The organism is Flavobacterium sp. LC2016-12 (assembly GCF_015351595.1).
Taxonomy (GTDB): Bacteria; Bacteroidota; Bacteroidia; order Flavobacteriales; family Flavobacteriaceae; genus Flavobacterium.
The window spans coordinates 691,162-707,349 of sequence record NZ_JADKPT010000001.1; the positions used below are offsets into that span (position 1 = coordinate 691,162).

A 16,188-nucleotide genomic window follows, 5' to 3' on the forward strand; every position below is an offset into this window, starting at 1 on the left:
ATTTTTTACTAAAACCAAGGACAGGAAAAAAAATATATAAGATACTCATTTTTGCATTTTCTATAATTTTTTTAATCATACATAATTTTATCTACAACGTTTTCGTTGTTTTAAATCTTGATTTTAATAAATATCTAAAATTTTATTAATAAAAATATAGATACTGTTTTTTTTGGAGAGTTTTTTTTAGAAATTCAAATAAAAAATTTACACAACCGATTGCGTATTGTTGTAATTTATATATATTTGTTTTCAGGAAAGGTTCTTTAGTGATTTATTTCTAATAAGATTTGAGAAGTAAAGAGTCAATCAATAAAAACGAACTAAACCATATATTAACTATTAAACCAATCATTTATGACTAACTTTTTACTTACTAAAAGCAAATCAAAATACTTTAAAAATTTGGGTTTTATGATCCTGTTGTTAGTGTTTTCTGCTTCGGTAAATGCTCAGACAACTGTGTCAGGAACAGTTTCAGATAATAGTGGACCGTTACCGGGAGTCAATATTATTGTAAAAGGAACAAAAACAACTGCAGCTACCAATTTTGATGGCACTTATTCCATTCAGGCCACACCAAATGCGGTTTTGGTTTTTAGCTTCATCGGTTTTAAATCAAAAGAAGTTTCATTAAATAATCAAACTCAGATTAACATAATTCTTGAAGAAGATTTAAATAGCTTAAAAGAAGTTGTAGTTGTAGGATACGGTACAATGAAAAGATCAGATTTAACCGGAGCTGTTTCTACAGTTACCAGTGCGGCTGTACAACAATCTGTTGCAACAACAATTGATCAGGTTTTACAGGGTCGTGCAGCTGGTGTTCAAATTCAGTCGAACAGTGGTGCGCCAGGCTCAAGCTCTTCTATTCGTATTCGTGGTATCAGTTCCTTAAACGGATCAAATGAACCCATTTTTGTAATCGATGGTGTTATTATAGACGGATCTACAAGTTCTGTAAATACAAATCCGCTTGCGAATATCAATCCGGCCGATATTGTTTCGATGGATATTTTGAAAGACGCTTCAGCAACAGCTATTTACGGATCAAGAGCGGCAAATGGAGTGATCATGATTACAACAAAACGTGGTAAAAAAGGAGATATGGTTCTGAATTTCGACAGCTATGTAGGCTGGCAGGAAATTCCGAAACATTTAGATTTATTAAATCTTAAAGAGTACGGTACCCTTAAAAATACCCGTTCTGATTTAGGAATCGTACAACGTGATAATTATTTCATTAGAACTGATTTATTAGGAGAAGGAACAGATTGGCAAAAAGAACTTTTTGACACAGCTTTGATGCAAAGCTATAATTTATCAGCTTCAGGAGGTACTGAAAACACTACTTACGCCATGGGAATAGGCTATTTAGATCAGGAAGGCATTGCGATCGGATCTGGATTTGATCGTTTTAATCTTAGAGGTGTTGTGGATTCTCAGGTAAAAAGCTTTTTGAAAGTGGGAGTAAATTTCGCTTTAAGCAAAACCAATCAAACCACTACAGTGCAGGATGATGCCCTAATATTAACAGCCCTTAAACAAACGCCAAACGTTGCAGTTCGTAATGCTGACGGTACATTTGATGGTCCGGATACTAAAGAATTTGTTCAAAACAATCCAATAGGTTTAGCTTCTATCAAAGACAATCATAATATCAATTACGGAATAAGAGCGAATGCTTATGCTGAGATTGGTTTTACCAAAGACCTTAAATTCAAAACAACTTATTCGCTAGATTATGGTTTTGCCAATAATTACACGTTCAATCCATCGTATACTTTTGGAGCATTAGTAAATGACGTGAGAGAAGGTTCAAGAACGAAATCTAATAGTGAATTCTGGAGCTGGAACAATGTTTTAACCTACGATAAAACTTTTGGGGATCATAAAATTATAGCTATGTTAGGTCAGGAGATGCAGGAATCAAACTGGGAAAACCTTTATGGGTACAGAACAGGATATCTGACAAATGGCGCAACAGATCTAAATGCAGGAGATGCTACAACAGCTAAAAACTCAAACGGAAGTAATACAAGTTCATTAAGTTCTTATTTCAGCAGAGTCCAATATTCGTTCAATGATAAATATTTCGTGACCGGGACAATAAGAAGAGATGGTTCTTCTAAATTTTATAAAGACAATCAATGGGGTTGGTTTCCATCAGCGGCCTTAGCCTGGAAAGTTTCAAATGAAAATTTCCTAAAAGAAAGCAAAGTAATCAGCAATATGAAATTACGTTTGGGTTGGGGAGAAGTTGGTAGTCAAAATGTACCAAACTATGCCTATACATCAACGTACAATGCTTCTGCAACCAATTGGGGAACAGGGTTGTTGGCAGCAAATACAGCTAATAAAGATTTACAATGGGAAACAACAAGTTCAAGCAATTTAGGTCTTGATATTAGCTTCTTAGACAACAGAATCGAACTTGTTGCTGATGTTTATTACAAAAAAACAGATAATTTATTATTGCAATTGCCTCTTCCGGCTTACGTGGGAACAACGGGGCAAGGATCAACTTCTGCTCCGTGGGTAAATATTGGCTCTCTTGAAAATAAAGGGCTTGAGTTCACATTGAATACTTTAAATATGGACAGAAGAGACTTTACCTGGAGATCAAATGTGACCTTCTCTATGAACAGAAGTAAAGTATTGGCATTGAATACAGAAACCGGAATCTTAAATAAATCACTTCAACAAGGTTCTGATGTAACTATTGTTACCCGTACAGCAGTAGATCAGGCAATTGGTCAGTTTTATGGATACAAAGTAATTGGACGTTTTGAAAAAGCTACTGATTTTTATTATAAAGATGCAGCCGGAACTGTGAAACCTACCGCTTTACCAGAAGGAATGGCGATCGGCGAAAATGGTGTCTGGATTGGAGATTATATTTTTAAAGATGTTAATAATGATGGTGTAATCAACGAGAAAGACCGTGATTATATTGGTAATCCTAATCCTGATTTTACTTTCGGAATCAACAACTCATTTTCTTTCAAAGGATTTGATGTGAGTATTTTAGTAACAGGTTCTTATGGAAACGATGTGGCAAATTATCAAAGACGCTGGTTAGAAAATCCTCGTGAAAACACGAATTTATTGTCATCAGCTTTAGGATATGCACAATTGGGATTAATTGATCCTGCTGGTCCTAATGATTACCGTAATGTGCAAATTGTAGGCGGAGATCCTTATATGCCAAGAATTGCAGCTTCATCAGCAGCCTCGGCTTCTAATTATCGTTTTAGCGACAGATTTATAGAAGACGGATCGTATGTAAGAGTGAAGAATATCTCGATTGGTTACAATTTACCAAAATCATTGTACTCAAAATATGGTATTTCGAACATCAAAGTATATTCAAACGCTCAAAACGTATTGACATTCACCAAATATAAAGGTTACGATCCGGAAGTTGGTTCTCTTAATCAGGATGCGCTTTTAACCGGTATTGATAATGGACGCTATCCATCGCCAATGATCACGACTCTTGGATTAAATGTTAATTTCTAAAATATTGCAAACTATGAAAACAAAAAATATATTTTACTCGGTTCTTATGATCGCATTGCCATTTGTTTGGACTAGTTGTAGTGATCATTTAGACGTTGAACCAAACGATCAGATTACAAAAGAGAATTTTTATAAAACAGAAGCCGATTTTCAGGCTGCAACTGGACCCTTATACAATAAAGTTTGGTTCGATTTTAATGATAAATTTTATTACGGTTTAGGAGACGGACGTGCCAATAATTTATACGCTCCGTACTCAGATTATATTTATCCTTTTACCGATCTGTCTGAAACCGGATTAACAGGGCCTTTGGTTTCTGCCTGGGGATCTTTGTACAATGTAGTACAACAATCAAATAATGTAATTATCGGAATCTCTGATAGTGAAGTTAGTGCTGCGGTTAAGAATAAATATATTGCTGAAGCCCGTTTTATGAGAGGTACAGCCTATTGGTATTTGGCTTCACTTTGGGGAGATGTTATTATTTCGACTGACCCGAGAGAATTGGTTAAAAATCCAATAGTGAACAAAAATCCATTAAAAGATGTTTATGAATTTGCTATTCGCGATTTAGAATTTGCAGCTAAATTTCTTCCTGAAACTGCTGGTCAGGCTGGTAGATTGACAAAATATAGTGCTTACGGAATGTTGTCTCGTGTGTACTTGTCATTTTCAGGAGTAAGTGAGAATCCAAATAGTGGAACGAGAAAACAAGAATATCTTGATTTGGCTAAAAAAGCTGCTGAAAAAGTAATCACTGCCGGGCCATATAAACTGTTAGCTAATTATGACGATTTATTTAAGATCGATAATAATAACAATACAGAATCTATGTTTGCGCTTCAATGGGTTCCAAACGGGGATTATGGCGTAACAAACACACAGCAGGCTTATTTTGCATTGGGATCTGACATTACAGGAGATGATACCGGATGGGGTTATTGGACAAGAGCATCTTATAATGTTTTACAGGAATACGAGTCAGCAGACAAACGCAGACAAGCAACCTGGATGGCGGATAATGATTTTTATCCTGAAATCAATAAAGCAAATGGAGGTTATACGGTTGATCATACTAATGATTTCCTTACGGTTAAAAAAGGTGTTGTAGGTTCTACAAAAGACAATGCTAAAACATCTCGTATGAACTCAGGGTTAAATACCTACATGTTACGTTTAGGAGAAGTGTATTTAAATTATGCCGAAGCAGCTTTAGGAAACAACGCTACAACTGCTGATGGTCTGGCTATTGCGTCAGTAAATGAACTTCGTACACGTGCAGGTCTTAATCCTAAAACAACACTTTCTTATGCTGATATTATTCACGAAAGAAGAGTAGAGTTGTGTATGGAAGGACAATATTGGTATGATTTAGTTCGCAGAGCCTATTACAAACAACAAGAAGTAATCAACTATGTGACAAGCCAGAATAGAGGTACTATCGTTCCGATTTTGTATGACAATACAATCAATAAAGTAACAATCGATGATACAGGAAGCAGCAGTACGCGCTCTATTGGTGTAATTGATGCAACGATTTTTCTTTTGCCTTATCCGGAATCTGAATTGGTTCAAAATCCTTTGTTAAGAGAAAATCCAGTTCCTTATGAGTTTACAGAGGAAAAAATAAAAGACTTGTTCTAGTATTATGAAAAATAATAATTTAAAAAGATTGATCAATATGAAGCAATATATATTAAATAAAAGATATTGGGCAGCCCTTGCATTTATTGGAATGATGTTCTTTGGGTTACTGTTTACCTCTTGCGATAATAACGATTCAGCAAGTAGCTCAATAGTAGTCAAAAAAGTTTTCTTAGAAGATGTAAATTCAGCTGTTCCGGACAGAGAAGTTAATTTTGTAAGATTAGGACAAACAATACGAATTGAAGGTTCTGGATTTAGTGGACTTAAAAAAGTGTACATCAACGGCTATTCGACTTATTTTAATGTCGTTTTTGTATCGGATAATTCGATAATATTGACTGTTTCCGGTGATACACCAACTATAGAAGCAGAGCCGGCAGACAGAAATACAATTCGTTTTGTAAATGATAATACCGAAACAGTATTTCCATTTCAGATTCGTGCCTCAAGTCCAACTATTAGCAGTATTTCTAATACAATGCCAAATCCGGGTGAAAAAATTACAGTTTCCGGTGCTGGTTTAACTGAAATAAACAAAGTAGTTTTTCCTGGAAATGTTACAGTAACGACCGGAATCGTATCAGATCCTGATGGTGAATTCTTTACAGTTACAATGCCAGGCGGAGTTTCAGATACTGGAGGTTCAATATTTGTTGAAGGTTCAAATGGAGGTGCTTATTCTCCAGCTTATTTTAACTTTAAAAAAGGTCTTTTATTAAATTTTGACGGAAGCGGCTCTCACGGCTATTGGGGAACTTCAACTAGTATGATTCAACCGGAAGATTTAGAGTCAGGAACTATTGGAACTGATAATATTTCGCAAGGCAAATATGTTCCGCATCGTCCGGCGCGTATCGCTTCTTTTGATGCTGCCAAAAACCGTTGCACTGAAGTTTGGACAGCAGGAAATGGCGTTGACAACTGGAGAGCACAATTAACACCTTATATTCCGGCAAACACAGCATTAGATCAAGTGGCTTTTCAGTTTGATGTTTATGTACCGGATACCTGGAAAGATTCAGGGTTTTTAAAAATATGTACAATCAATAATTTTAATGGTGGAGAATGGACTGGAGGTTGTTACAATTATGTGCCTTGGATTGTAGACGGAAAATCGGTTGCTTTTCAAACTACTGGCTGGACAACGGTTACGATTCCGTTAAACAAATTTTATGCATGGTCTAAAGAAGCTTTTACTTTCGAAACTGTTTTAGCATACCGTGAGGCTGCAACGTATCAAAATTTTGGTATTTTCTTTGAAAACTCTGATGTTAAATTGAAAGATGTTACAGGAAATGATAGTACTGTAGAGTTTCCTTCAAAAGCAACTTCTGTGAAAGTATATACAGACAACTGGAGAATTGTTTCCTTAAACACACCAACTTATAATGATTTCCCTAACTAGTATAAATCTGTAAAAGAGGAATATAAAAAAGAAAAATCATATAATTTAAAAAATAGAACAAATGAAATACAAATATATAATCCCAATAATTGCTTCCTCTCTAATGATCTTAGGATCATGCGATGATAATTTAATGGAATGGGAAAAAGACCCGGAACACGGCGCCATAACCGGAGCAGAATTGCCTTTAGAACTGGTTGAAAAAATCAGCCGTTATGAACCATTAAAAACCTATACTGATTTTGTTTTAGGAAACGGAATCGGAACTGATTTATACATGAGCGATGCCGCATACCGAAAATTAGTCAATGAAAATTTTGACGAAGTTACTCCTGGTTATGCGATGAAACATGGTGCCATGGTAAATTCAAAAGGAGAAATTAATTTTACGACTATGGATGCTTTTATTGCTGCTACTAAATCGGCTGGTTTAAGCGTTTTCGGACATACTTTGGTTTGGCATTCGAATCAAAATGCAAGTTATTTAAATAGTATTATTGCGCCAACCGTAATTCCGGGTTCAAGCGGAGCAAATGCAATGGATATTGCGGGTTTAAAAAATGGCACTTTTTCTAATTGGAGTAGAAACAATCCGGGTCAGGGAATTACAATTGTGGATAATGCGGGATTAACGGCTAATTCTAAAGCAGTGCAATTAATTTCATCTGCATCATCAGCCAATTATTGGAATTTACAACTTGCATCTCCAAGCATTCCGGTTGTCGCTGGTCATAGTTATGAGGTTTCTTTCTACATCAAATCAGATCAGGCCGGTAAAGGACGTATTTCTTTTACAGGACTGACAAATGGTTACCCGTGGATCAATTGGGATGGTACAGGTGGAGCAGAAGCATTTATGACAGGTTCACAATGGAAACAAATCAAATTTACATTAAATGCAAATGATTTTGCTGTCGGAAGTAATAGCCTGCAATTAAGCTTTGATTTAGGATCTCTTCCAAACGTAACTTATCTTATTGATGTAAATACGTTAGCTGTTACAGATCTTGACGCAGCACCAACTGTAGTTAATTTGGTAGCCAATGGTACTTTAAACACTGATATCAATGGCTGGGCAAAATACAATGGAGCTGATAATGCTTTAAGTTTTGCCGGAGCAGCAAATGCGTATGAAGGAAATGGCGCGATGAAAGTGGTTAATGCAACAAGTGATGCTGCCAATCAGTGGAAAACACAAATTCATGCTGATTTTACAAGTGTAATGACTTTAGATAAAGATTATACGATTTCGTATATGATTCGTTCAGAAGCTGCGGGATCTGTTCGTTGTTCAACAACAGGTACATCAGCCCATTATCAGGGCGATCAGACTACTTCTACAACATGGAAATTAGTAGAGTGGAAGTTTAAAGGAAACGGGACTGAAACAGGTTTGAATTTTGATTTGGGCGGAACCGCAGGCACTTATTACATTGACAATGTTGTGGTGACTTCAGGTGATTCAAATGGAGGACCAACTGCACCAGTGACGATCGAGAAAACAGATGCTGAAAAAACAATCATTATTGGCAAGTCTATGGAGGATTGGATTTCTAAAATGATGACGCATTACAAAACTTCTGTTTTTGCCTGGGATGTGGTTAATGAACCAATGAAAGAAGACGGAACATTAAGAACCGGAAATGAAGGAGATACAGCAGCAGACTATTTTTCATGGGCGAAATATCTTGGAAAAGATTATGCTGTAACAGCTTTTAAACTGGCACGTCAGTACGGAAATGCAACCGATAAACTGTTTATTAATGATTACAATTTAGAGTCAAGCTTAAGCAAATGTGATGGTTTAATTGAGTATGTAAACTATATCGAAAGCAAAGGTGCTACTGTTGACGGTATCGGAACGCAAATGCACATTTCGTTAACAACAGATAAAGACAAGATTGCTCAAATGTTCCAAAAATTAGCTGCCAGCGGAAAATTGATTAAAATTTCTGAATTGGACATCAGGTTAGGAACAAATGCACCAACTGTTGCACAACAAGCCGCTCAGGCAGAAATGTACCAGTATGTGATCGATATGTACAAAAAACACATTCCGACAGCACAGCAATATGGAGTAACCATTTGGGGACTTTCTGATAGTGTCAAAGAACATGAAAACTGGCTTCCGGATGAATCTCCAAACCTTTGGGATGCCAACTACGTTCGTAAACATGCATACAAAGGAACCGCTGATGGTCTTGCCGGAAAAGATGTCAGTAAAGATTTTTCAGGCGAATTAGTAAAAAATTAAAACCCTTTTTACCTTAATCCATCTTATAATGCCAGATGTTGGTTTTATAGGATGGATTATTTATTTGATTTAATATTAAAATGAGAATTATGTTTAATCTTCTAATAATGAGATTTTTTTTATTGCTGGTAATGGCAATGCAATTAGGCTTTAGTCAGGAAAAAACAACTCATCTTCAAAAAAAAGGAAATAAGACACAATTGATCGTTAACGAAAAACCGTTTCTTATTTTGGGTGGAGAATTGGGAAATTCTTCGGCTACCAGTATGGAAAGTATGGAGCCTATTTGGCCAAAATTGAAGGATATGAATCTCAATACAGTTTTAACCCCGGTTTATTGGGAATTGATTGAAAGGGAGGAAGGCAAGTTTGATTTTTCTTTGGTTGATGATTTAATTCTTCGCGCCCGAAAAGAAAATTTGAAATTATTTTTTCTTTGGTTTGGATCCTGGAAAAACAGTATGTCAAGCCACGCTCCGGCCTGGGTAAAATTAAATCAGAAGAAATACCCGAGAGTAAAAGATGATAAAAACATAAGCCATGAAATACTAACGCCTTTTAATGAAAACAATCTGAAGGCAGATATAAATGCTTTTCAGAAATTAATGGCGCACCTTAAAGACTTTGATCAGAAAGAACAAACCGTAATCATGATTCAGGTTGAAAATGAAATCGGAATGCTGCCAACAGCGAGAGATTATTGTCCACAGGCAAATGAAGCTTTCAATAAAGAAGTGCCGGCAGAATTAGTACAATATCTTCAGAAAAATAAAGAAAAATTGGTTCCAGAATTTTTAGAAGTATGGAAGAAAAATGGTTTTAAAGCAAAAGGAAATTGGGAAGCTATTTTTGGAAAAAGCCTCCAAACCGATGAGATTTTTATGGTCTGGTATTTTTCTAAATTCACCAATGCTGTTGCTAAAGCCGGAAAAGACAGTTATGCCATTCCAATGTTTGTAAATGCTGCTTTGAATGCTGCTGAAAAAAAACCGGGAGAATACCCAAGTGCCGGACCTTTGCCACATTTGATGGATGTTTGGAAAGCCGCTGGAAATTCGATTGATTTTCTTTCTCCAGATTTTTATAATCCATCATTTAAACATTGGAACGATTTATTTACTCGTCAGGGTGATCCTTTATTTATTCCGGAACATAAATTTGATAAAACAGCGGCATTCAAGGGGCTTTATGCAATTGGACATTATGAAGCAATTGGTTTTTCACCGTTTTCTATTGAATCAGTTGAAGATGGAAAAAAAGAACCTCTGGGAAAAATATATGATTTAGTAAGACAATTAACGCCGGTTATAGAAGCCAATAAGGGATTACATAAAATAGACGGTGTTTTGTTAGATAAGGAAAACCAATTGCAGGTTATTCAGTTAGGAGATTACGAATTTACTTTTAAACACGATTATACGCTAAATTGGTCTGATGGAGCCAAAGAAGAAATCTGGCCAACGACAAGCGCCATTATAATTGAAATTGCACCAAATGAATTTTATATTGCCGGTTCGGGAATTGTGATCACGTTTAAACCATTAAAAGATAAAACAGCTAACGCAGGAATCTTAAAAGTCGATCAGGGAACTTTTGAAAATAAGGTTTGGAAAACATTTCGTCATTTCAATGGCGACCAAACACATCAGGGGAGGCACGTGAGAATTGCCGTTGATGATTTCGAAATTCAGAAAGTGCAATTGTATACTTATGAATAATGCTATGTTGTAGTAATAGTTAAAAAGTACCTGAAAGTTTTAGGTACTTTTTATTTGTAGTGGAAGCCCATTAACCACTCAAATTGAATTTGAAAAGTGACTTTCTATGATATACCTTACATGGACAATAAAAACATCCGTGTTTTTAATCTGGTGTTTGATTAAAGAATCATAATCCGTTAGGTTAAACTGTTGGATCATGTCTTTTTTCAAATATTTTATAATGGATTCAATACTGCGAGTATCACTATCCTGCTGTTTTTTTAATTCTCGCTGTTTGCTTTCCAAATATTGCAAACTTTTTTTTAATCTCTGAATTTCAGGCTTTTCCAATCTTTTACGGCTTTTATAAATTTAACGAAATAAAACGATAACCCGGAAGGTCATTAAACTCAATATGCTCCAAAAACTTCACCATTTGAATTTAAGCCATTCCAGAGTATTGTATATTGATACATACGTACAATTTGAGATTTTGGTTTTGTTAAAAATTATAGAATTATTGAAAAATGTTGTAAAATTTCTATATTTATGTTTTAAGTAATTGATTATGGGTTTTTTATGTTTTTGTCGAAAAGAATTTTTTTAATAAATTTTTTATTTGATGTAACAACTTTGAGGTTTAACCGCAAAGTATGCTAAGAATTACGCAATGTGCACAAAGTTATATTCACATAGCTTTATGAACTTTGTGTTTTTACAAAGCCGTCCACATCAAAAAATCTTCGTGTACTTTGTGGTAAAATCTCTACAGTTTTATAATCAAAATTGATATTTCTGTATCTTTATAAAATAAAATTATAATCAATGACGATTCAGCAATTAAAATATATCGTAGCCTTAGACGAAGAACGCCATTTTGCAAGGGCTGCCGAAGTCTGTATGGTAACCCAGCCCGGATTAACAATTCAGTTAAAGAATCTGGAAGAGGAAATCGGAATTAAGATTTTTGATCGGAATAAAGTACCCTTGACACCAACTATATTAGGAACCGAAATTATCAACCGGGCAAAGAAAATTCTCCGTGAAGCAGATGAAATTCGGGATTTTGTGGTGAATGAGAAAAATCTGCTGGAAGGGGAGATTAAAGTGGGTATTATTTCCACTTTATCGCCTTATCTGATTCCGTTGTTTATTAAAGCGATGAAAGAGGCGACTCCAAAAGTGCATTTTATTATCAGAGAATCGAATACCGGTCAGTTGATGAAAGATGTAGAAACGGGAACGATTGATGTTGCTATTATGGCAACGCCAACCGGAAATCCGAATTTAATTGAACATCCCATTTTTAAAGAACCTTTTGTGGCGTATTTGAATGAATCCCATCCCATGGCGAAAGAAGCGTTTTATGAAATGCAGCCCGGAGATAAAACCGAATTATTGTTATTACATCACGAGTTTTGCTATAATGCACAATTACTGGATATCTGCGGTTTAAAATCCTCAGATAAAATAAAAGAGCAGTTTACTTACGATATCAGTTCGATTGAAACTCTAAAAAATCTGGTCAGAGCCCATTTGGGATTTGCGATTATTCCACAGCTTTCTATTTTGAACGACGCACCATCAGGGCTTTTTAAACCTTTCACAGAACCCATTCCCGTAAGAGAAATCAGTTTGGTGGTTTCCGATTCTTTTTCAAAGAAATTAATATTGGAGAAAATGAATGAAGCCATCTGGAATTCCCTCCCGGATTCCCTTAAAAAAGACTTCGCCTATCGAAAAATCCGTTGGAACGATTCGCCTTATTTTGTGAAAGCGGTGAGTAAGTTTATGTAATTTTAAACACATAGAAACATAGTTTTCCTTTGTCGAGAAAGGCGTTTCACTTGCTTGAAAACACATAGCTATGTGTCTCGAAACAAGTGAAACGCCTTTTTGCAGTATAAAAATCTATGTTTCTATGTGTTTAAATACTTAGCTCAAAGCTGAAACAATTATTATTTTTTCGATGCCTCAATAATCACATTAGCAACTTTTGCTGGTTGTGAAATAAAAACCACATGGCTTCCTTTTATTTCTGTGATTTTTGTGTTCGAACGTTTGTACATCGCACGTTGAATATCTGGTGTGATACTTTTGTCTTCTGTTGCTACGATTCCGTATGAAGGTTTATCTCTCCAGGCTGCTTTTGTAATAGGCGTTCCAAAACCTTGTGCGTGGAAAGCACCTTGAGAAGCGTACATAAAATCAGCTTGTTCTTTGCTTAAATCTCCGGCAAAACCAGCGTGGAATTTAGCTTTGTCATAATAAGCTATTCCTTTATCATCTGGAGCTAATACACCATTTTCAGGAGCAGGAGGCGCAGTTTGCAACCATTGAATAGAGTTTTCTCCGTTATCAGGCTGTAAAGCGGCTACGTAAACCAATGCCGCTACTTTTGGGTGATTCCCGGCTTCTGTAATTACAGTTCCGCCCCATGAATGTCCAACCAAAATAGTTGGTCCGTCTTGTCTGTCTAACGCTAAGTTTGTAGCAGCAACATCATCTGCTAAAGAGCTTAATGGGTTTTGAACAATAGTCACGTTATATCCTTTTTTAGTCAAAATTTGGTATAACCCCTGCCATCCTGAACCGTCTGCGAAGGCACCGTGTACCAATACAACGTTTTTAATTTGTGGAGCAGCAGTTTTAGTTTGTGCGCTAACATTTACAGTTGTAAATACTAAACTTAAGATTAAAGCAGCAAATGCGAAATAGCGATTAATTGTTTTCATAATAATAAAATTTAAATTTTAGATTTTGTGTTGATGTTTTTACTGATAAATTCCAACTTTCGTAATCTTTGTCAATTCCGACGAAGGAGGAATCCCCGCAAGTAGCTCCGTTCCTAATAGTCAATCTTTGTCGAGCTTCTCGCAAGGATTTCTCTCCCGAAGCCTCGGGATCGAAATGACAAGACTGTGTTGATTTTGTCTTTAAAGTAATTGGAATTTGGAATTTAAAAAATTTGGAATTTATCTAAAAGTTGTTGCTATTTAATTAATTTAATGTTACAGATAAAGTAATTTCAGTGTTTAATAATTTTGAGATCGGACAAATTTCTTTTGCTTTTTGAGCTGCCAGTTGAAAGTCTTCTGCAGAAATTCCAGGAACTTTTCCGGTCAATTCCAATTGAATTAAAGTTATAGTTCCGTCCTCGAAAGTAACTTTCGCTACTGTATCTAAATCTTCCGGAACAAAACCAGCTTCAGATAATAAAAAGCTTAATTGCATGGTGAAACAGCCTGAATGTGCCGCTGCGATTAATTCTTCCGGGTTAGTTCCAACTCCTTGTTCAAAACGGGTTTTGAAAGATAATTGTGCTTCGTTTAAAGTTGTGCTTTGTGTACTGATGGTTCCTTTTCCTTCCATTCCTGTACCTTTCCAATTTGCGTTTGCTCTTCTTGTAAATTTCATGATTTCTATTTTTTTAAGTTGTTTTAATTATTTAAAATCAATTGTTTGATTTTGATGAGACAAATTTATGGTGAGTATTTTTATTAATCAAATTAATAATTTTTGAGTGTTATTAAAATAATTTATAATGATTGTGTTTAGAGGTTTTGTAGAAGGAAGCGTCGTTATGAAAATTTTTGAGGATTGAATAGAATAAAGAGTCAAGAGTCAAGAGTCAAGAGTCAAGAGTCAAGAGTCAAGAGTAAAGAGTCAAGAGTAGAGAGTAAAGAGTAACTAATAACTAATAAAATTATTTAATCTACTATTTTGATAGGTTAATAAAAGTTTTAATGATTTATGAGGTAAAATTGAAAATTACTCTTTAAATTTGCAAACGCAATGAGAAATAAGAGCCACAATATGAAGAATTATTATAACAGCAACAAAATGATGTGCTGGGATACTGTAATGATTATAGGGGCTTCTATATAAAATAATACTATTTTTTCAAAAAGCCTTTCATGAGTAATTTGAAAGGCTTTTTTGTTTTTAAACTAAAATTAAAGAATGATTGAATTAAAAAACGTTAGTAAAACTTTTCATCAGAAAGACCGAATTGTTTCGGCGCTATCGGATGTCTCGCTAAAGGTTCCGCCAGGGAAAATTTTTGGTGTAATTGGAACTTCGGGAGCAGGAAAAAGTACTTTAATCAGATGCGTTAATTTACTGGAAAGACCAACTTCAGGAGAAATTATCGTGGATGGAAAATCCCTGATACAATTATCAAATGCTCAATTGGCTATTGAAAGAAGGCAAATCGGAATGATTTTTCAGCATTTTAATTTACTTTCTTCGAGAACAGTCTTTGAGAATGTTGCTTTTCCTTTGGAATTAGCCGGAACATCAAAAGCAATAATTAAGGAAAGAGTTTTAGAATTACTTCAATTGGTTGGTTTATCCGAAAAAGCAAATGATTATCCGGCAAGTCTTTCGGGAGGGCAAAAACAAAGAGTTGCCATTGCGAGAACATTAGCCAATAATCCAAAAGTTTTATTGTGTGATGAAGCAACAAGCGCATTGGATCCTGCAACCACAAGATCTATTCTGAATTTATTGAAAGACATTAATCGCCGACTTAATATTACAATTTTACTGATTACACACCAAATGGAAGTGGTAAAATCAATTTGTGATGAAGTAGCCGTAATTAGTCACGGAAAACTGATAGAGCAGGGAAGTGTAGGCGAAATTTTTGCCGACCCAAAACACGAACTGACAAGAGAATTTATAGCTTCTTCTTTGCATCTGGATATTCCTGCTGTTTATCAGGAAAGATTACAAAAGGAAGATGGAGAAAATTTAAACCCGTTATTAAGACTTGAAATGACAGGGAAATCAGTAAATGAGCCTGTTATTTCAGAAGTTTCACGATTATTTGATACTAATTTTAAAATTATTAGTGCCCAAATGGATCAGGCGGGTGAAGTTAATTTCGGGATTATGCTGATCGAGTTATCCGGTAAGCGCGAAAACTACAAGGCTGCCATCGAATATTTTATATCAAAACATATTAAAACTGAAATCATAGGTTATGTCTGAATCCATTATTGAATTATTATTAAAAGGAACCTGGGAAACGATCATCATGACATTTTTGTCTGGCTTTTTCGGCTTCCTGCTAGGACTTCCAACAGGTATTTTCCTTTTCCTTACCCGAAAAAATCAAATATTAGAACAGCCTGTATTAAATAGAGTTTTATCTGTTTTGGTGAATATTTTCCGTTCTATTCCCTTCATTATCTTAATTGTCTGGATGATTCCGTTTACCCGCGCGATTGTTGGAACATCAATTGGCGTTAGTGCGGCATTGGTTCCGTTAAGTATTGGGGCAGCGCCCTTTATTGCACGATTGGTAGAGAATAGTCTTTTAGGTTTGCCATCAGGATTAATTGAAGCGGCAAGAGCTTTAGGTGCAACGCCTTTTCAAATTGTATATAAAGTATTATTGCCGGAAGCATTGCCTTCTTTGATAAATGCAGCCTCTATCACTTTAATCACTCTTGTAGGATATTCTGCAATGGGCGGAGCAGTAGGAGCAGGCGGTTTAGGACAAGTGGGCTATCAGTACGGTTATATTGGGTATGATGCGGTAACCATGAATTCGGTATTGGCTTTATTGGTGATTCTGGTATTCCTGATCCAGTTTGCCGGTGATACCTTATCAAAACGATTTGATCACAGATAATTGCCAATTAAAAACTTA

10 protein-coding genes are annotated in these 16,188 nt (G+C 35.5%); 8 read left to right on the forward strand and 2 right to left on the reverse strand.

All coding sequences use genetic code 11. The features are described 5' to 3' along the window. Nucleotides 1–414 precede the first annotated feature (414 nt). From IRZ99_RS02925 to IRZ99_RS02950, 6 genes are all read left to right on the forward strand, one after another. The gene (locus tag IRZ99_RS02925) at nucleotides 415–3,522 is read left to right on the forward strand and encodes a TonB-dependent receptor (RefSeq protein ID WP_228518996.1); all 3,108 of its coding nucleotides are present in this window, start codon (nucleotides 415–417) and stop codon (nucleotides 3,520–3,522) included. Nucleotides 3,523–3,535: 13 nt separating this feature from the next. Further along, nucleotides 3,536–5,167, forward strand: coding sequence for a RagB/SusD family nutrient uptake outer membrane protein (locus tag IRZ99_RS02930; protein WP_194655840.1), 1,632 nt, complete (start codon nucleotides 3,536–3,538; stop codon nucleotides 5,165–5,167). 37 nt (nucleotides 5,168–5,204) lie between these two features. Continuing rightward, nucleotides 5,205–6,575, forward strand: a complete 1,371-nt coding sequence (locus tag IRZ99_RS02935; protein ID WP_194655841.1) for a glycan-binding surface protein — start codon at nucleotides 5,205–5,207, stop codon at nucleotides 6,573–6,575. A 61-nt stretch (nucleotides 6,576–6,636) separates the two neighbouring features. Then, nucleotides 6,637–8,829 carry an endo-1,4-beta-xylanase gene (locus IRZ99_RS02940; RefSeq protein ID WP_194655842.1) on the forward strand — a complete coding sequence of 731 codons (2,193 nt, stop codon included), beginning with the start codon at nucleotides 6,637–6,639 and terminating at the stop codon, nucleotides 8,827–8,829. 107 nt (nucleotides 8,830–8,936) lie between these two features. Beyond that, nucleotides 8,937–10,547 (forward strand): DUF5597 domain-containing protein, encoded by a 1,611-nt coding sequence (locus IRZ99_RS02945; protein ID WP_228518997.1) that lies wholly within the window; start codon nucleotides 8,937–8,939, stop codon nucleotides 10,545–10,547. 807 nt (nucleotides 10,548–11,354) lie between these two features. Continuing rightward, nucleotides 11,355–12,326: a hydrogen peroxide-inducible genes activator gene (locus tag IRZ99_RS02950; RefSeq protein WP_194655844.1), complete on the forward strand. Its 972-nt coding sequence runs from the start codon at nucleotides 11,355–11,357 to the stop codon at nucleotides 12,324–12,326. A gap of 161 nt (nucleotides 12,327–12,487) precedes the next feature. Here the strand turns inward: IRZ99_RS02950 and IRZ99_RS02955 are convergent, their stop codons facing one another. Beyond that, nucleotides 12,488–13,264: an alpha/beta hydrolase gene (locus IRZ99_RS02955; RefSeq protein ID WP_194655845.1), complete on the reverse strand. Its 777-nt coding sequence runs from the start codon at nucleotides 13,262–13,264 to the stop codon at nucleotides 12,488–12,490. Nucleotides 13,265–13,529: 265 nt separating this feature from the next. Beyond that, nucleotides 13,530–13,946, reverse strand: coding sequence for an OsmC family protein (locus IRZ99_RS02960; protein WP_194655846.1), 417 nt, complete (start codon nucleotides 13,944–13,946; stop codon nucleotides 13,530–13,532). A 546-nt stretch (nucleotides 13,947–14,492) separates the two neighbouring features. On the opposite strand from IRZ99_RS02960, the gene metN reads away from it, so the two are divergent. Beyond that, complete coding sequence (gene metN / locus IRZ99_RS02965) at nucleotides 14,493–15,524, forward strand: methionine ABC transporter ATP-binding protein MetN (RefSeq protein WP_194655847.1); 1,032 nt, start codon at nucleotides 14,493–14,495, stop codon at nucleotides 15,522–15,524. Then, the gene (locus IRZ99_RS02970; RefSeq protein ID WP_194655848.1) at nucleotides 15,517–16,170 is read left to right on the forward strand and encodes a methionine ABC transporter permease MetI; all 654 of its coding nucleotides are present in this window, start codon (nucleotides 15,517–15,519) and stop codon (nucleotides 16,168–16,170) included. The genes metN and IRZ99_RS02970 overlap by 8 nt, the downstream gene beginning before the upstream one ends. Nucleotides 16,171–16,188 lie beyond the last annotated feature (18 nt).